13 protein-coding genes and 1 pseudogene are annotated in these 16,531 nt (G+C 69.3%); 8 read left to right on the forward strand and 6 right to left on the reverse strand.

Features of this window, described 5'->3' with window-relative positions; translation table 11 throughout:
• Nucleotides 1-3 precede the first annotated feature (3 nt).
• The 3 genes from rfbD to VQ03_RS05650 all read left to right on the forward strand — a co-directional run bounded on the left by rfbD (nucleotide 4) and on the right by VQ03_RS05650 (nucleotide 3,553).
• Entirely contained in the window at nucleotides 4-903 is a 900-nt protein-coding gene (gene rfbD, locus VQ03_RS05640; protein ID WP_048449893.1) for a dTDP-4-dehydrorhamnose reductase, read from the forward strand.
• Between the two features lie 14 nt (nucleotides 904-917).
• Nucleotides 918-1,808, forward strand: a complete 891-nt coding sequence (gene rfbA / locus VQ03_RS05645) for a glucose-1-phosphate thymidylyltransferase RfbA (protein ID WP_048449894.1) — start codon at nucleotides 918-920, stop codon at nucleotides 1,806-1,808.
• A 212-nt stretch (nucleotides 1,809-2,020) separates the two neighbouring features.
• Nucleotides 2,021-3,553: an acyl-CoA carboxylase subunit beta gene (locus VQ03_RS05650; protein ID WP_048449906.1), complete on the forward strand. Its 1,533-nt coding sequence runs from the start codon at nucleotides 2,021-2,023 to the stop codon at nucleotides 3,551-3,553.
• 270 nt (nucleotides 3,554-3,823) lie between these two features.
• Here the strand turns inward: VQ03_RS05650 and VQ03_RS05655 are convergent, their stop codons facing one another.
• Entirely contained in the window at nucleotides 3,824-5,284 is a 1,461-nt protein-coding gene (locus VQ03_RS05655; protein WP_048449895.1) for a methyl-accepting chemotaxis protein, read from the reverse strand.
• 413 nt (nucleotides 5,285-5,697) lie between these two features.
• A complete protein-coding gene (locus tag VQ03_RS05660; protein WP_048449896.1) occupies nucleotides 5,698-7,080 on the reverse strand; it encodes an aminotransferase in 1,383 nt (460 codons plus the stop codon).
• A gap of 152 nt (nucleotides 7,081-7,232) precedes the next feature.
• Here VQ03_RS05660 and VQ03_RS05665 point away from each other — a divergent pair, with 152 nt between their 5' ends.
• Nucleotides 7,233-7,769 (forward strand): hypothetical protein, encoded by a 537-nt coding sequence (locus VQ03_RS05665; RefSeq protein ID WP_048449897.1) that lies wholly within the window; start codon nucleotides 7,233-7,235, stop codon nucleotides 7,767-7,769.
• A 27-nt stretch (nucleotides 7,770-7,796) separates the two neighbouring features.
• On the opposite strand, the gene VQ03_RS05670 is transcribed toward VQ03_RS05665, so the two are convergent.
• On the reverse strand, nucleotides 7,797-8,270 hold the full coding sequence (locus tag VQ03_RS05670; RefSeq protein WP_048449898.1) for a MarR family winged helix-turn-helix transcriptional regulator: 474 nt from the start codon (nucleotides 8,268-8,270) through the stop codon (nucleotides 7,797-7,799).
• A gap of 251 nt (nucleotides 8,271-8,521) precedes the next feature.
• Here VQ03_RS05670 and VQ03_RS05675 point away from each other — a divergent pair, with 251 nt between their 5' ends.
• The 4 genes from VQ03_RS05675 (at nucleotide 8,522) to VQ03_RS05690 (ending at nucleotide 12,196) form a co-directional block, all read left to right on the forward strand.
• The gene (locus tag VQ03_RS05675) at nucleotides 8,522-10,150 is read left to right on the forward strand and encodes a long-chain-fatty-acid--CoA ligase (RefSeq protein WP_048449899.1); all 1,629 of its coding nucleotides are present in this window, start codon (nucleotides 8,522-8,524) and stop codon (nucleotides 10,148-10,150) included.
• 210 nt (nucleotides 10,151-10,360) lie between these two features.
• Nucleotides 10,361-10,741, forward strand: coding sequence for a thiol-disulfide oxidoreductase DCC family protein (locus VQ03_RS05680; RefSeq protein WP_048449900.1), 381 nt, complete (start codon nucleotides 10,361-10,363; stop codon nucleotides 10,739-10,741).
• 45 nt (nucleotides 10,742-10,786) lie between these two features.
• Nucleotides 10,787-11,497, forward strand: coding sequence for an SDR family NAD(P)-dependent oxidoreductase (locus tag VQ03_RS05685; protein WP_048449901.1), 711 nt, complete (start codon nucleotides 10,787-10,789; stop codon nucleotides 11,495-11,497).
• Nucleotides 11,498-11,716: 219 nt separating this feature from the next.
• Entirely contained in the window at nucleotides 11,717-12,196 is a 480-nt protein-coding gene (locus VQ03_RS05690) for a protein phosphatase CheZ (protein WP_245291979.1), read from the forward strand.
• A gap of 466 nt (nucleotides 12,197-12,662) precedes the next feature.
• Here the strand turns inward: VQ03_RS05690 and VQ03_RS05695 are convergent, their stop codons facing one another.
• The 3 genes and pseudogenes from VQ03_RS05695 to VQ03_RS33665 form a co-directional block, all read right to left on the reverse strand.
• Nucleotides 12,663-13,658: an ArdC family protein gene (locus tag VQ03_RS05695; RefSeq protein WP_083467799.1), complete on the reverse strand. Its 996-nt coding sequence runs from the start codon at nucleotides 13,656-13,658 to the stop codon at nucleotides 12,663-12,665.
• Between the two features lie 1,083 nt (nucleotides 13,659-14,741).
• Nucleotides 14,742-15,320 (reverse strand): tetratricopeptide repeat protein, encoded by a 579-nt coding sequence (locus VQ03_RS05700; protein ID WP_048449903.1) that lies wholly within the window; start codon nucleotides 15,318-15,320, stop codon nucleotides 14,742-14,744.
• Between the two features lie 19 nt (nucleotides 15,321-15,339).
• Nucleotides 15,340-16,531: pseudogene (locus VQ03_RS33665) on the reverse strand (hypothetical protein); the annotation flags it as partial.

Below are 16,531 nucleotides of genomic sequence, written 5' to 3' on the forward strand. Positions count from 1 at the left end.
ACCATGGCGCGGGACATCCTCGTCCTCGGCGGCGGCGGGCAGGTCGGCACCGAATTGCAGCGGCAATCGTGGGGGGAGGGCGTGGTGATCCACGCCCCCACCCGGGACGCCCTCGACATCACCGACGAGGCGGCGGTCGCCCGCGCCATCGCCGAGCGCCCTTACGCGGCGGTGATCAACACCGCCGCCTATACGGCGGTCGACAAGGCCGAGAGCGACGTGGCGGCGGCCTGGCGGCTCAACGCGCTCGCTCCCGCCTACCTGGCGGCGGAGACGGCGAAGGCCGGCATTCCGCTCGTCCACGTCTCGACCGACTACGTCTTCGACGGCAGCGGCACGGGCGCCTACGCCACCGACGCCCCCGTGCGCCCGGTCAGCGTCTACGGCGCCAGCAAGGCCGCCGGCGAGATGGCGGTGCGCACCGGCAACCCGCGCCACGCGGTCGTCCGTACGGCCTGGGTGGTGAGCCCGCACCGGGCGAACTTCGTCAAGACGATGTTGCGGCTCGCCGCCGAGCGCGACAAGCTGACGGTGGTCGACGACCAGCGCGGCTGCCCGACCTCCGCGGGCGACCTCGCGGCGGCGCTCGTCGCCATCGCGCTGCGCTTCGCCGAGGATCCGGCCGCGCCGGCCGGCACCTATCACTGCGTGAATGCCGGGGCGACGACCTGGTACGACTTCGCGGCCGCCATCATGGCGGGGGCGGCCGCGCGCGGCGCCCGCTCGGTGCCGGTCGAGCCGATCCCGAGCACGGCCTTCAAGACCCCGGTCACCCGGCCGGCCAATTCCGAGCTCGCGACCGAGACGCTCACCCGCGCCTTCGGCCTCACGCCGCGCCCGTGGCAGGCGGCCCTCGACGACATCCTGGACCAGCTGATCGGTCCCGCGGCGAACCGCGCCTGAAGGAGACACAGACCATGAAGGGCATCGTGCTCGCCGGCGGATCCGGCACGCGGCTGCACCCGGCGACGCTGGCGATCAACAAGCAGCTGCTGCCGGTCTACGACAAACCGATGATCTACTACCCGGTCTCGGTGCTGATGCTGGCCGGCATCCGCGACATCCTGCTGATCTCGTCGCCGGAGCACATCGACAACTACAAGCGGTTGTTCGGCACCGGCGAGCAGTTCGGCATCAACATTTCCTACGCGCTGCAGCCGAAGCCCGAGGGCCTGGCCCAGGCCTTCATCATCGGCCGCGAGTTCGTCGGCGACGATTCCGTCGCGCTGGTGCTCGGCGACAACCTGTTCTTCGGCGCCGGCATGCGCCAGCTCCTGGCCAAGGCCCGCACCCGCGAGGCCGGGGCCACGGTGTTCGCCTACCATGTCGACCAGCCGGAGGCCTACGGCGTCGTCACCCTCGACAAGGAAGGCCGTGCCACCAAGCTGGTCGAGAAGCCGAAGAACCCGGAATCGCCCTGGGCGGTGACGGGCCTCTACTTCTACGACAACCAGGTGCTCGACATCGCGGCGGCGGTGAAGCCCTCGCCCCGCGGCGAACTCGAGATCACCGACGTCAACCAGGCCTATCTCGACCGGGGCCAGCTGCACGTCGAGTGCATGTCGCGCGGCTATGCCTGGCTCGACACCGGGACCCACGACAACCTGCTCGAGGCGGGCGAGTTTGTGCGGGTGATCCAGCACCGCCAGGGCATGCAGGTCGCCTGCCTGGAGGAGATCGCCTACCTGCAGGGATTCATCACCCGCGAGCAGGTGGTGGCCCGCGGCCAGCTCTTCGCCAAGACCAATTACGGCCAGAGCCTCCTGCGCCTCGCCCGCGAGCAGGAGCCGGGCCAGGGGTTCGCCTGATCCAACCTCGGATCGAGGCATCGAGGGCCGCGCCATCCCCGCGAGGGGAGGGGGCGGCCCTTCGCGCTCCGGTCCTGGCTTGCGCCCCCGCCGACCCCCGTGTCTCGCCCAAAAAGACCGAGTTTTCGCCGCGCCCCGGCGCATGCTAAGGCCGCAGGCACGGTCAAGCCTCCCGGCGGGCGCGCGACTCTTCTTCAGGAATGGGCGACAGCATGAAGGACATCCTCGAACGGCTCGACCAGCGGCGCGCGCAGGCCCGGGTCGGCGGCGGCGAGAGCCGGGTGGCGGCACAGCACAAGCGCGGCAAGCTCACCGCGCGCGAGCGCATCGAGCTCCTCCTCGACTCCGGGTCGTTCGAGGAATTCGACATGTTCGTGCAGCACCGCTCGATCGATTTCGGGATGGAGAAGCAGAAGATCCCGGGCGACGGCGTCATCACCGGCTGGGGCACCATCAACGGCCGCGCCGTCTTCGTGTTCTCCAAGGACTTCACGGTCTTCGGCGGTTCGCTCTCGGAGGCGCATGCCCAGAAGATCATCAAGGTCCAGGACATGGCGCTCAAGATGCGCGCCCCGATCATCGGCATCTTCGATGCCGGCGGCGCCCGCATCCAGGAGGGCGTCGCGGCGCTCGGCGGCTACGGCGAGGTGTTCAAGCGCAACGTCACCGCCTCGGGCGTGATCCCGCAGATCTCGGTCATCATGGGTCCCTGCGCCGGCGGCGACGTCTACTCGCCGGCGATGACCGACTTCATCTTCATGGTGCGCGACACGAGCTACATGTTCGTGACCGGGCCCGACGTGGTGAAGACCGTGACCAACGAGGTGGTGACGGCGGAGGAGCTCGGCGGCGCCAAGGTCCACACCTCGAAGTCGTCGATCGCCGACGGCTCCTACGAGAACGACGTCGAGGCGCTGTTGCAGATCCGGCGCCTGATGGACTTCCTGCCGGCCAACAACCAGGCCGGCGTGCCGGAGCTCGAGAGCTTCGACGATCCCTCCCGCCTCGACCGCAGCCTCGACACCCTGATCCCCGACAACCCGAACAAGCCCTATGACATGGGCGAGCTGATCCGGCGGGTCGTGGACGAGGGCGACTTCTTCGAGATCCAGGCGGCGTATGCCCGCAACATCATCACGGGCTTCGGCCGGATCGAGGGCCGCACGGTCGGGTTCGTGGCGAACCAGCCGATGGTGCTGGCCGGCGTGCTCGACTCGGACGCCTCGCGCAAGGCCGCCCGCTTCGTGCGCTTCTGCGACGCGTTCTCGATCCCGATCGTCACCTTCGTCGACGTGCCGGGCTTCCTGCCGGGCACCGCGCAGGAATACGGTGGCCTCATCAAGCACGGCGCGAAGCTCCTCTTCGCCTACAGCCAGGCGACGGTGCCGCTCGTCACCGTCATCACCCGCAAGGCCTTCGGCGGCGCCTACGACGTGATGGCGTCGAAGCATGTCGGCGGCGACGTGAACTACGCCTGGCCCACCGCCCAGATCGCCGTGATGGGCGCCAAGGGCGCGGTCGAGATCATCTTCCGCCAGGATCTCGGCGATCCGGAGAAGATCGCGGCCCGCACCGCCGAGTACGAGGAGCGCTTCATGTCGCCCTTCGTGGCGGCGGAGCGCGGCTATATCGACGAGGTGATCATGCCGCACTCCACCCGGCGGCGCATCGCCCGGGCGCTGGCCATGCTGCGCACCAAGGAGAGCGAGCAGCCCTGGAAGAAGCACGACAACATTCCGTTGTGAGGGGCGTGGAGGGGACGGCGAAATCCGCCCCTTCGCCTCGTGCAGGCGCAGTATATCCGCGTGCAGATCGGCAGTGCTGCCGGTTGTCCTAGAAGCGATCTCATCCTGAAGTGTCAGTCCATCCGAGAGAGACTGACCTCGAAGGAGGGCTCTAGAACTCTTGGGGGTATCTGGAGCCCTCCTTCGAGGCTGCTTCGCAGCACCTCAGGATGAGGTTGCGGGTAGGACGAAAGACTCCTGCGATGCTTTGCTTTCAGGATCGGAAGCGTCTCACCCCGCCTTCAAGAACTTCTCCACGCTCCCGGTCAGCCCGCTCGAATGCCCGGCGAGGCTCTCCGAGACCGTCCGGACGGTTTCGGCGATCCGGCCCGTCGCCGTGGCGGCGTCGGACACCGCCACGATGTTCGACGACACCTCCTGGGTCGATGCCGCCTGCTGCTCGACGGCACTGGCGATGGCGAGCGTCAGCCGCGACAGTTCCGCGACGGCATTGTTGATGGTCGCGATCGCCGCCACCGCCTCGCTGGTCGCCCCCTGGATGTCGCCGATGCGCTGGGTGATCTCGCCGGTCGCCTTGGCAGTCTGGCCGGCCAATTCTTTCACCTCGGCGGCGACCACCGCGAAGCCACGGCCCGCCGCCCCTGCCCGGGCCGCCTCGATCGTGGCGTTGAGCGCCAGGAGGTTGGTCTGGTCGGCGATGGTCGAGATCATGCCGACGACCGAATCGACCTCGCGGGCCTTGGCCGACAGGGTCCGCACGGTGGCATCGGTCGCCTCGGCCTGGGCGGCGATCTGCTGGGCGCGCTCGGAGACCCGCCCGACCTGGCCGGCGATCTCCTGGATCGAGGCCGTCATCTCCTCCGACCCCGCCGCCACCGTCGCGGCGCGGTCGCGCGCCTCATCGGCCGAGCGGCCGAGCCCGGCGGCGGAACGCTGCATCTCCTCGACGGCCGTGCCCATGGCGCCGACCACCTGCGACACGTCGGAGGCCATGTTCACCTGCGCGGTCACCACCGCCCAGGTCAGCATCGGCCCGATATAGGTGCCGTCCGGCCCCATGATCGCCGAGACTTGGAGGTCGAGCACCTCCGGCCCGAGCTTGATCTTGGTCCGGTGCGGCAGCCGGCTCGCATCGGCCAGCATCCGGCGCTGGTGCGACGGGTTCTTGTGGAAGACGTCGATCGAGGTGCCGACCATCAGGTCGGTTGCGACCGGCAGGTACTGCGCCAGCGGGCCGAGGGTCCGGCGCGACGCGCCGTTCATGTAGTCGATGCGGAACTCGTTGTGGGGGTCGGCGGTCATCACCGCGACCGGCATCCCCTCGATCATCGTCAGGAGGCGGCTGATCTCGTTCTTCTTCTTGGTGATGTCAGCGGCGAGCTTGACCACCTTGACCGGCTTGCCGGTGGCGTCGAGGATCGGATTGTAGGTCGCTTCGAGCCAGACGCGCTTGTGGTTCTTGCCGAAGCGCAGGAACTCGTCGGCGCAGAACTCGCCGGCGCGCAGCCTGTCCCAGAAGCTCGTGTAGTCGGGCGAGGCTGCCGCCTCCTTGTCGAGGAACATCCGGTGGTGCTGACCGACGATCTCGTCGAGCCGGTAATCGAGCAGGTTGAGAAAGTTGGGGTTTGCGTGGATCACCGTGCCATCGAGGTTGAACTCGATGATGGCGAGAGACTTGTTGAGAGCACTCAATGTCGCGTCCGACAGAGTCTCGCGCTGTTTCCAAAACATGTCGCCGGTTCCCTCTTGGGCTAAATGTGCCCAAAAAATGCGCCGGCAAGCTTAAGATTCTTCTAAAAAGAAACCCTAGGTCGCGTGTCGATAATCCAGGCGCGGCCTGCCGACCGGTCCCGGCCCGAGGCCGCGGGCGGCCGCATTCCGCAGATAGATGTTATGAAACAAGCCATTGGCATGGTCGTGCGGAAAACCCGCCCATGCGGCTTGCCTGCCGGTTCGTAACGGTAAGGCAGACCGGCGTGCCGCTGGTCCGTTGCCCGGATCGGCTCCAGCGACGCGAAAGTCAGTTCAACAATGGAACGTGTCGCGTCGCCCGGCGCCGGCCAGTCGGATATTCGGCGGTACTGGTCTAGACTGATCGGCCGAGACCGCCGGATGGCGGCCTCCCCTCCGTGTTTGAGCGTTTTTTACGCAGCCGTCAGGCCTTGCTCGCGGATCCAGGCCTGGGTGCGGTCCAAGGCGGTGCCGAGCCGATCGAACAGGGTGTCGATCTCGTCCGGGCGGATCACCAGGGGCGGGCAGACCGCGACGCGGTCGCCGGTGAGGAAGCGGACGATCAGGCCCTCCTCCTGCGCGAAGGCGACGCAGCGGGCGGCCACGCCCGCCTTCGGGTCGTACTGGCGCTTCGTCGCCTTGTCGGCGACGATCTCGAGACCGCCGATCAGGCCGAGCCCCTTGGCCTCGCCGACCAGCGGGTGCTCCTCCAGGGCCGAGAGCCGGCGCTGGAAGTGCGGCGCCTTCTCGGCCGCTCCCTCGATGATCCGGTCGCGGCGGTAGATCTCGATGGTCTTGAGCGCCACCGCGCTCGCCACCGGGTGGCCCGAATAGGTCGTGCCGTGGCCGAAGGTGCCGATCTTGCGGCTCTGGTCCTGCATCGCCTGGTAGAGCGTCTCGTCGACCGTGACGCCGCCGAGCGGCATGTAGGCCGAGGTCAGCGCCTTGGCGAAGGACAGGCTATGGGGCTTCATGCCCATCGCCTCGGAGCCGAACCAGGTGCCGAGCCGGCCGAAGCCGCAGATCACCTCGTCGGCGATGAACCGCACGTCGTAGCGGGCGAGCACCGGCTCGATCGCCGCGAAGTAGCCCTTCGGCGGCACGATGGCGCCGCCGGCGCCCATCACCGGCTCGGCGATGAAGGCCGCGACGGTCTCGGGGCCCTCGCGCAGGATCATCTCCTCCAGCTCGGCCGCGAGGCGCGCCGAATAGGCCTCCTCGCTCTCGCCGGGCTCGGCGCCGCGATAATGGTGCGGGCAGGCGGCGTGCAGGAAGCCCGGCAGGGGCAGGTCCCAGTCGGCGTGGTTGGCGGTCAGCCCGGTGAGCGAGGCCGACGCCACGGTGACGCCGTGATAGCCCTTGTGCCGGCCGATGATCTTCTTCTTCTGCGGCCGCCCCAGCGCATTGTTGAGGTACCAGGTCAGCTTGACCTGGGTGTCGTTGGCCTCCGAGCCCGAGGAGGTGAAGAACACCTTCGAGACCGGGATCGGCGCCAGCTCCTTGATGGTCTCGGCCAGCTCGATCGCCGGGTCGTGGCTGCGGCCGGAGAACAGGTGGGTGAAGGGCAGGCGGGCCATCTGCTCGCGGGCGGCCTCGACCAGCTCCTCGTTGGAATAGCCGAGCGCCGTGCACCACAGCCCCGCCATGCCCTCGAGATAGGGCCGCCCGTCGGTGTCGTAGACCCAGACGCCGTGGCCACGCTCCAGCACCAGCGGCCCGGTCTGCCGGAAAGCCGCCAGGTTGGTGTAGGGGTGGATCAGGGTTTCGACGTCGCGGGTGGCGAGGTTCGAGAGCATCGTCTCTGTCGCTTTCCTTCATGCGGGCGCCCGGAAGGCCCCGACTGGCCGAGCAGAATTCGCTTGCGCCGTCACACTAGCGGCGCGATGCCGACGCACAACCCGGGCCGCTCTCGCGGCGCCCCCGCACAATCCTGGTCAGACCGACGCGCATGCTCGACCCCGCCCAACTCGTCTCGACGCCCGCGCCCGGCCGGGCCTGCGGCGCCTGTACCCTGTGCTGCAAGGTCTACGACGTGCCGGCCGTCGAGAGCGTGGCCGGGGAATGGTGCCGCCACGCGAAGCCCGGCCGCGGCTGCGGCATCCACGAGACCCGGCCCGGCCATTGCCGCGCCTTCCATTGCCTCTGGATGACGGAAGCCTGGCTCGGTCCGGAATGGAAGCCCGACAAGGCCAAGATGGTGCTGAGCCTCGACCCGACGACGCGCTTCCTGCACGTCCAGGTCGATCCGAGCCAGCCCACGGTCTGGAAGCGCGAGCCGTATTACGGCCAGCTCAAGCGCTGGGCCGTGTCGTCGATCCCGCAGCGCCGGCACGTGCTGGTCTTCGTCAATTACAGCGCCACCGTCGTCCTGCCGGACCGGGACGTGCCGCTCGGCATCTTCCTGCCCGGCGACCGGCTCGTCGCCCGCGAGCGGATGACGCCGAACGGCGTCGTCCTCGACGTGGAGAAGCGGACGGTCACCTGAGCGCCGCGACGCCGTCTCGACACCGGGTCAGCCGCCATCGGCCCGGGCCGCGTCGCGCCAGGCCAGCACCACCCGCTCCAGCTCGGCCACGTCGCCGGGCGGCAGCCGGCCGAGGGTGCGGGCGACGTAGCCCTGCTGGGCGGCGATGCCCGAGCGGGCGAGTGCCAGACCGGCCTCGGTCAGGTGCAAGGCGTGCGAGCGCCGGTCGCCGGGGATCGGGCGGCGCTCGACGAGGCCGGCCTCGACCAGCCGGTCGATCAGCCCCGAGACGTTGCCCTTGGTGACGTAGAGCCGCTCGGCGAGGTCCTGCTGGGTCAGGCCCTCGCGCTCGGACAGGGTCGAGAGCACGTCGAATTGCGGGATCGACAGCCCGACGGCCTTCAGCTCTGCCGCCACCGCGGCCACGACGCGCCGGTGCAGGCGGATGAAGCGGAACCAGACCCGCAGCGCGTCGGCCCCGGCCGGGGCGTCTGTGGGGTGGGGGCGCGAGGATGCCGTCATCCCGATAGTTTACATCAGAACCATCTCGGCGCCACGCCCGGCCGCGCCCGATCCCCGCTCTTCATCCCGGCAGTCTCGATCCCGGGAGTCGTGATACCGGGATTCTCGGGGGCCGGGCTGCGTGATGGCGCCGCTCTAGCCGCTCCGGGACCGCTGCCATAAGCTGACGATCTCAGACCGCGGGCCCATGAGGCCCCGGCGACCGAGGGCGCGCCCCGATGCGCGCCCCACCAAGGGAAGGACGACACGCCATGCTCGGCCTGATGCAGGACTGGCCCCTGCTGATCCACCGCGTCATCGACTACGCCGCGCTTCAGCACGGCGCCCGCCCGGTCATCTCGCGCTCGGTCGAGGGGCTGATGCACCGGACCACTTACGCCGACGTGCGGCAGCGGTCCTTGCGCCTGTCGAAGCGCCTCGCCGCCGACGGCATCCGCCTCGGCGACCGGATCGCGACTTTGGCCTGGAACACCTGGCGCCACCTCGAGGCCTGGTACGGCATCACCGGCATCGGGGCGATCTACCACACGGTCAATCCGCGGCTGTTCGAGGACCAGATCGCCTACATCATCAACCACGCCGAGGACCGGATCCTTCTCCTCGACCTGACCTTCTTAGCCCTGGTCGAGCGCCTGGCCGACAAGCTGCCGACGATCGAGCGCTACGTCGTGCTCACCGACGGCGCTCACATGCCGCAGACGACCTTGCGCAACGCCGTCGCCTACGAGGACTGGCTGGCGGAGGCCGACGACGACTTCGCCTGGGCGAGCTTCGAGGAGAACACCGCGGCGGGTCTCTGCTACACGTCGGGCACCACCGGCTTGCCGAAGGGCGTGCTCTACTCGCACCGCTCGAACGTGCTCTTGGCGCTGATGGTCAACAACCCGGCCTTCATCGCGCTCTCGCCGAACGACATGGCGATGCCGGTGGTGCCCCTGTTCCATGCCAATGCCTGGGGCTTCAGCTTCGCCGCGCCGATGTCCGGCGCCGGCCTCGTCATGCCGGGGCCGAAGCTCGACGGCGCCTCGGTGCACGAGATCCTGGAGACGACCGGCGTCACCGTGACGGCGGCGGTCCCGACCGTCTGGCTCGGCCTGCTGCAATACCTCGACACGACAGGCAAGCGCCTGAGCCACCTGAAGCGGGTGGTGATCGGCGGCTCGGCTTGCCCGCGGGCGATGACCGAGCGCTTCGAGCGCGACTACGGCGTCACCGTGGATCATGCCTGGGGCATGACCGAGATGAGCCCGATCGGCTCCTATTGCTCGCTCAAGCCCGAGGTCGCCCATCTCGAGGGCGAGGCCCGCCTCGACCTCAAGATGAAGCAGGGCTACGCCCCCTTCGGCGTCGAGTTCCGCCTCACCGACGACGAGAACCGCGACCTGCCCTGGGACGGCACGACCTTCGGACGCCTCAAGGTTGCGGGCTTCGCGGTGGCGAAGGCCTATTTCCGCTCGGACGAGCCGATCCTCGACGATCGCGGCTTCTTCGATACCGGCGACGTCGCCACCATCGATCCCAACGGCTACATGGCGATCACCGACCGCTCGAAGGACGTGATCAAGTCCGGCGGCGAGTGGATCTCCTCGATCGACCTCGAGAACCTGGCGGTCGGCCACCCGGACGTGGCGGAGGCCGCGGTGATCGGCGTGCAGCACCCGAAATGGGACGAGCGCCCGCTCCTTATCGTAGTGCCGAAGGAGGGCCGCACCCCCGACAAGGCCGACATCCTGGCCTTCATGGCGCCGCGCATCGCCAAGTGGTGGATGCCCGACGACGTGGTGGTGGTGCAGGCCATCCCCCACACCGCCACCGGCAAGATCCAGAAGACGGCGCTCCGCGACCAGTTCCGCGATTACCGGCTGCCCGGGGCGGCGTGAGCCCGGAGCGCGGCTCCCCGCCACACGGCAGCAGCCGTCCGGGGCGCCGCGCCCTCGCTTCGATCCGGGCCACCTTGCATCCCCGAGGCGACGGGGCGGCCCGCGAGCCCTGATGGCGCGACCTTATCGCGCGTCTGCCGCAGGGTGACGGAGACCGCCGTGCGCCCATCTCGAACGAGGCGGACGTTTCGGACCGCGGCGAGGGGCGCAATGCGGGAGGATCTGACCGTCTACTACGATGGGGCCTGCCCGCTATGCCGGAGGGAGATCGGCCATTACCGGCGCTGCGCCGGGGCCGAGCGGGTGAATTTCGTCGATCTCGCGGCGATCGGGAGCGACGCCGCCCTGGGCCCGGGGCTCGACTTGGCCGCCGCCAGGGCAAGGCTCCACGTGCGCGAGGCGGATGGGCGCCTCGTCTCCGGCGCGGCGGCCTTCGCGCGGCTCTGGCGCCTCCTGCCGGGCTGGCGCTGGCTCGGCCGGCTCGTCGGGTTGCGGCTGTTCGGCCTGCATCCGGTGCTGACCCTGGCCGAGGCGGCCTACCGCCTGTCGCTCCCGCTGCGGCCGCGTCTGGCGCGCCTGCTGCGCCGCTGAGGTCCCGATGCTCCCCCGAACTCCCTCGCGGTCACGAGGTGGCGCATGAGCAGCGCGGTCGTCGTCGGGGCCTCGGGCGGGATCGGCCGCGCCCTCGTCGCGGCCGTTGCCGCGGGTGGGGCGCACGGGACCGTCTTCGCCCTGTCGCGCTCGGCCGTGCCCCAGCCCGCGCCGGTCCAGTCCCTGGCGATCGACGTCACCGACGAGGATTCCGTCGCCGCGGCGGCGCGGAGCATCGGGGAGGCCGGTCCGGTCGGCCTGGTCGTCGTCGCCAGCGGCATCCTGCATGGGCCGGGCGTCTCGCCCGAGAAGGCGATCCGCGCGCTGGATCCGGCCGCGATGGCCGCGGTCTTCGCCGTCAACGCCCTCGGCCCGGCCCTTGTGGCCAAGCACGTGCTCCCGCTGATGCCGCGCCGCGGGCGCTGCGTCTTCGCCGCCCTCTCGGCCCGGGTCGGCTCGATCGGCGACAACCGCCTCGGCGGATGGTACGCCTACCGGGCCTCGAAGGCGGCGCTGAACCAGGTCCTGCGCACCCTCGCCGTCGAGACGGCGCGCACCCACCCGGAGCTGATCGTCGCGGGACTGCATCCCGGCACCGTGCAGACGGCCCTGTCCCGGCCGTTCCGCCCGGATCCCGGCCCCGGCCTGTTCTCGCCGGAGGAGAGCGCGGCGCACCTGATGCGGGTCCTGGACGGGCTGCGGATCGAGGATTCCGGCCGGGTCTTCGCCTGGGACGGGCAGCCGATCCCGCCCTGATCCCGTCGTAGATCCCCTGGCGCGTCCGACTGGCCGATGGCGGTCCTGCCCGGCCGTTCGTGGCGATGCGCGCGGGCCGCCGCTCTTTGCAAAGGTTTAATGTTGAACGGTTACCGTACGCGGCGTGGTAGTTTCGCATAGCGATCCGGGATCATGACGAGCGGCACGGAAACACTCGGATCTCTCGCAGACAGCACGGCCCTTCTGCAGCAGCATCTGGTGGCGATCTCGGAGGCGATCGCGCGAACGCGGCGGGAGATCGCCGAGCTTCGGGACGAGCAGAGCGCCGGCCGGACCCGCGACGAGCTCCACGCCGTCGTCCAGGGCACCGAGCACGCCACCAACACCATCCTGACGGCCTCGGAAACCGTCGATGCACTCGCCGGCGGGATCGCCAGGCGGTCCGGGGATGACGCGACCCGGGATGACGCCCTGGCCATCCAGGCCCAGATGCAGACCATCTTCGAGGCCTGCAACTTCCAGGACCTGACCGGGCAGCGGATCTCCAAGGTCGTGCGGACCATCGTCCTGGTCGAGGAGCGGGTCGACGAGATGCTGCGCGTCTGGTCCGGCCCGGCTTCCGCGGTCGCCGCAGCGAAGCCCGACCGGCGTACGGGAGAGGACGCCCTTCTCAACGGCCCCACGCTCCCCGGCGACGCCTCCGTCTCGCAGGACACCGTCGACGCGATGTTCCCGTAGGATCGCCGTCCGAGCGTGTCGGCGAGCGGGGGCCGGTTCTGGCATCGGCGTCAGGTTCCAAACCCGTTCGAGACAGGCGATTGCGAGAGAAACGCGACTCCAAGCGCCTCTCGGACGGCGGATGGCCGGTGATCGCGCCATTGCGGTGTTCCGCCGCCGTACGTTCTTCCGTCGCGTCGCCGCCCTGCTACGACAAGCTCGCCTATAGCGTCGTGTCCGCTCTCGACGCCGTCATCGCCGTCTGGTGCTGATCGCGTTTCGACCCTTGGGCTCTCTCGACACCGATTTTGAGATGACCCCAAGGCGAACGATCATCGACCGGAGATTGGCACGCGGCGTGGCACGCAGCGCGGAATCCAGTCCGGTTAAAATCTCGAGATCGAACAGCTTTCAAGCAAGCTGAAACGCTTGGCTGGGGCGCCAGGACACTAAGCCCGACGCCGGCCGCCTGAAAACCCTAGCCGGTTCAGGCACTTGTCTCGGCAGTTGCCTGGGGATGTGTAGCAGGATGGTGGTGCGGGCGGCAAGCTCGCTTCGTGCCGGCGCCGTCGGCGCTGGGGTCCGCGTTCGCGGTAGGCTTGGGGCCCGCTGCGTCTGGCTGCAGGGCGGTGAGGTAGTCGGCCGCGCGCGAGGCTTGGATGGCGGCGTGACTGAGTGCGCGCGGATCCGCCCGCAGCAGGGGTGCCCAGGAGGCGCAGTAGGCGGCGTGGTCCGGGTGGGGCGTGCGCGCGATGCCGAGGTCTGCCAGCACGAAGGCGGCGCCGAGTTCGGCCGTCAGCTCCTCGGCGGCGTAGGCGCGGGCGCCGAACCGGGCGGTGAGGTCGCGGGCGAGCCGGTGGGGGGCGCCGGTCCAGTGGATGAGTTCGTGAGCGAGCGTGCCCGCGTGGCCTGTGGGCGTGTGGAAGGCGGCGCGGGACGGCAGACGAATCGTGTCCGTGGCCGGGACGTAGCAGGCGCGGGTGCCGCCTTCGGTGATGTGCGCGCCGGTGGCGGTGACGAAGGCGTCGAAGGTCGACAGGGGCGTGGGCGTGGGCGGCGACATGCTGCTGGGGGCACTGGCGGCCAGCGGGGCTGCGTCCACCTGGGCGGCGTTGAAGACGTAGGCGGCGCGGGCGACGAAGGGGGCGCTGTTCGTCGTGTCGACGTCACCTGTCTCGGCGCGGGCGCCGCGGGGTAGTTCCTTGTAGAACATCACCAGCGTGCCGCGCTCGGCTCGACGAACCTGGGCGCCGAGCGCGGCCCATTGCCGGTAGGTCGCCCAGCGTGCGTCGGCGTAGCCGTGCGCCTGCGCGGCGCACCACAGCGCCAGCACGTTCAGTCCGCGGTAGCGTCGGTTTGTGCGGGCGTTGCGCGGCGTGGGGTCGGCGCCATGCCAGGGTGGGGTCCACGACGCGGGGTCGGCGGTGTCGAGCTGCGCCAGGATGATGGCGGCGAGGCGTGTGTGCAGGTCGGTGGCGGACATGAAGGGGGCGAGACTCCGGGCAGCCGCGGCGTTGCGGCTTGGCTGCTGTTTCCCGGAGCGGCAGGCGATGTTGACCGGCTCAATGGTGTCCGGGGCGCCGGCACCTCGGATTCCGCTGGGTGCGCTGTGACGGCGCCGCGCATTACCGTCTGCTGTCTGCGGGGCTCGCCCTGTTTGCCTGCTTGTTCTGGATCCTGGTGAACGTTTGAGGGAGGCCGGCTTGCTGGAGGCAAGGCTTTGCCGAGCGATGGCAAAGCCGCGCTCTCTCGATGGAGCAGTCCGGATCCCGGAGCCACGCCGTCGGTCGACCGGCAGATCGAGGTGCAACCTCGCGACAGGCAGGCCGGGGTTGGGCTGTCGGCCTTTACGCACCGCTTCCCGACATCTTGGTCGGCCAGCGCTGACGGACCCCTCCGCTCGATCTGCGGTGCGTTAGGGTCGTCCTAGAGGTTTGGGGCTACCCCTTTCCTCCATCCTGCGGTTCCGCTTGCGCGGAGCCGCTTCCTGCCGATGCCCTTCGGCGTATGACCCGGCGGTCCCCGTCCCCCATGGCTAGGGGTGGAGGCTCGGGGCTCGTAGGGAGCGTGGCTCTTTCTTCTTGCGAAAAGAATATCTACGCTACATAGTGCAGTTCGAGGAGTGTTTTGTCTTCGTGCTGGACGCGCCTTACAAGCTTGCCGGCGGCAACGTCCGCTCGCGAGAATAAGGGTGCATCGAAGCGGCGGCTCCGAGAGCAATAGTCTCAGCCACGTTCGCAACCGACCGGGAACATCAGGCCTGGACAATTCCCGTAGGCGAGAATATCGCCCGGACGGCCTTTATGGAGGGCAACCATGCGGGCCCTAGCTAGACGTGTCGTACCGGCTCCTCCGGAAATGCGAAACGGGCCGTTACAGGCAACCAAGGCATCTTGGCGCCGTTTATGGAGCCCAGAAGCTTGATCGGCAGGAGCGCAACCAGTTCTGCAGCCCTGGATGAAGGAGGGGCGTTAGGAGCAGGCTCAGCGTGGAGATCTGAACTAGCTCGAAAGTGGAGAAAGCACCTATATCCTCATCCCATGTTCGGGCGTGACGAACATTTTGGTCAGGTACATCCGGAGCTGCCACAGAGTGAGTTGGCGGCGTTCACCGGCGACGATGGGGGCCCACCTCCGCGCAGCAGGGCCAGAGCGGAGCGTGCTTCCTCGTTCTCCGGCTTCAGGCGCAACACATCCTCGTAGTCCCGCATCGCTGCCTGGGTATTGCCCAGAGCCAGGTAGGCCTTCGCCCGATTGAGGAGGGTATTGAAGAAGTTCGGCCGCATCGCGAGGGCCCGGTTGAAGTCGACGATCGCGGCGCTCGGATTCTGCAGGCCCGCATAGGCCACACCGCGGTTGTGGAAGGCGTAAGGGTACTGATCGTCGGCGCGGATCGCGGCGTTGCAGTCGCTCACGGCTTCCGCGAAGGCGGTGCGGTCGATGTGAGCCCAGCAGCGCCCATCGAGGGCGATGGCCCGCTGGCGCGCCGTGCGGGCCTCGGCCAGTAGTCGGCTGCAGCCGCCGACCCGCGCGTCCGGGATCCCGGACCGGCAATCCTGGGCAGCGTCCGCCCGGGCGCCGATGTTCGCGGCGAGGATCGAGCAGGCCGCGAGGCCGACGATCAGGATAGGCGAGGCTCCGCGCATCGTTCGCTCCTCCAGCGCCTCAGCCGCAGCGATTGGCAAAGACGTCACGGTTGGGCAGCTGCATCGAGTTCATCATGCGCAGGAGCTCGGCCCGGTACAGCTCGCCGTACTCGGCAGGGAAGCGTCCGCCGACATTGGTGATCGTGCTGCGGTCGTCCCGCCGCACCGAGGCGAAATCGTAGAAGCTGCGGTCGTCGAAATTGCCTTGCGTGATCGCTGTGCCGCGCCCTTCGAGCACGAAGCCGGTGCGCAGGGGCGCCGAGGTCACGTCCTGCGCCCGTGTGACCTGGCCGCGGCGGGGCCGGATCTGCTCGGTGATGAACTGCTGGGCGCTGCCGCAGCGCTGATTGGGGCTAACCTGGACGTACATCATCACCTGCTGGCCGTGCTGGCGCGAGTACCAGATCGTCGTGTAGCTTTCCTTCTGCGGGTCGTACTGGTCGTTCATCAACGGCGAGACCTCGAGGAGCGCGGTCGAGTAGTTCAGTGTCCAGCCCGCGTTGCTACCGATGGTGGTGCGCTGCTGGGCCGCCTGCTGGCGCCGCTCCTCGTCGCGCCGGCGCTGCTCCTCCTGGGCGCGCCGCGCCTCGGCCATCTGCCGCTCCAGTTCCTCCTGGCGCCGCCGCGCCTCATCCTGGCGGCTCCGCTCCTCGTCCTGGCGGCGGCGCGCCTCGTCTTCCTGGCGGCGGCGCGCCTCGTCCTGCCGGTCGCGGGCGCGGCCGCAATCGAGGCCGAACGTGTCGACGAGAGGTCGGAAGCGGCCGGCCGGGTAGGCGGCGGCGTAGGCCGCGATCGCCGCGCCGTCCTCGCAGGAGGCGGTGGCGCGCTGATAGGCGCGCTGCTCGCGGCCCGCCTGGAGCCGGTCTTCGAAGGCGCGGGCGTAGGGATAGGTCACCACCATCGCCTCGCAGGCGCGCAAGGCCGGGTCGAGATTCTGGCCGCGCAGCGAGGTCGGCTCGGCGTTCGGATCGATGCGGTTGCAGTCGGTGCGCAGGCCGGAGAAGAAGCCCTGCGGCAGGAAGGCGAACGAGGTGGAGAGCGTGCCGCTCGCCCGCGGCTCGAGGTCGCTGTCGGCAAGCCCCCGGCGCAAGGTGGCGTAGGATTGCAGGAAGGTCTCACCCTCCTGCGCCATAGCAGTGAGCATCGGCTCGCGCAGGGAGGCGCGCCCGGCGAGCGGCGTGCCGGACCCTCCCCGCCGCGCCACCCGCTCG

Source organism: Methylobacterium tarhaniae, assembly GCF_001043955.1.
In the GTDB taxonomy this organism is placed as follows: domain Bacteria; phylum Pseudomonadota; class Alphaproteobacteria; order Rhizobiales; family Beijerinckiaceae; genus Methylobacterium; species Methylobacterium tarhaniae.

Bases quoted from the DNA above. Each gene is read 5' to 3' on its own strand.
- VQ03_RS05675 (WP_048449899.1), top strand. From the start codon at position 8,522: ATGCTCGGCCTGATGCAGGACTGGCCCCTGCTGATCCACCGCGTCATC.
- VQ03_RS05660 (WP_048449896.1), bottom strand. From the start codon at position 7,080: ATGCTCTCGAACCTCGCCACCCGCGACGTCGAAACCCTGATCCACCCC.
- VQ03_RS05685 (WP_048449901.1), top strand. From the start codon at position 10,787: ATGAGCAGCGCGGTCGTCGTCGGGGCCTCGGGCGGGATCGGCCGCGCC.
- VQ03_RS05700 (WP_048449903.1), bottom strand. From the start codon at position 15,320: ATGCGCGGAGCCTCGCCTATCCTGATCGTCGGCCTCGCGGCCTGCTCG.
- VQ03_RS05650 (WP_048449906.1), top strand. From the start codon at position 2,021: ATGAAGGACATCCTCGAACGGCTCGACCAGCGGCGCGCGCAGGCCCGG.
- VQ03_RS05665 (WP_048449897.1), top strand. From the start codon at position 7,233: ATGCTCGACCCCGCCCAACTCGTCTCGACGCCCGCGCCCGGCCGGGCC.
- rfbA (WP_048449894.1), top strand. From the start codon at position 918: ATGAAGGGCATCGTGCTCGCCGGCGGATCCGGCACGCGGCTGCACCCG.
- VQ03_RS05695 (WP_083467799.1), bottom strand. From the start codon at position 13,658: ATGTCCGCCACCGACCTGCACACACGCCTCGCCGCCATCATCCTGGCG.
- rfbD (WP_048449893.1), top strand. From the start codon at position 4: ATGGCGCGGGACATCCTCGTCCTCGGCGGCGGCGGGCAGGTCGGCACC.
- VQ03_RS05670 (WP_048449898.1), bottom strand. From the start codon at position 8,270: ATGACGGCATCCTCGCGCCCCCACCCCACAGACGCCCCGGCCGGGGCC.
- VQ03_RS05680 (WP_048449900.1), top strand. From the start codon at position 10,361: ATGCGGGAGGATCTGACCGTCTACTACGATGGGGCCTGCCCGCTATGC.
- VQ03_RS05655 (WP_048449895.1), bottom strand. From the start codon at position 5,284: ATGTTTTGGAAACAGCGCGAGACTCTGTCGGACGCGACATTGAGTGCT.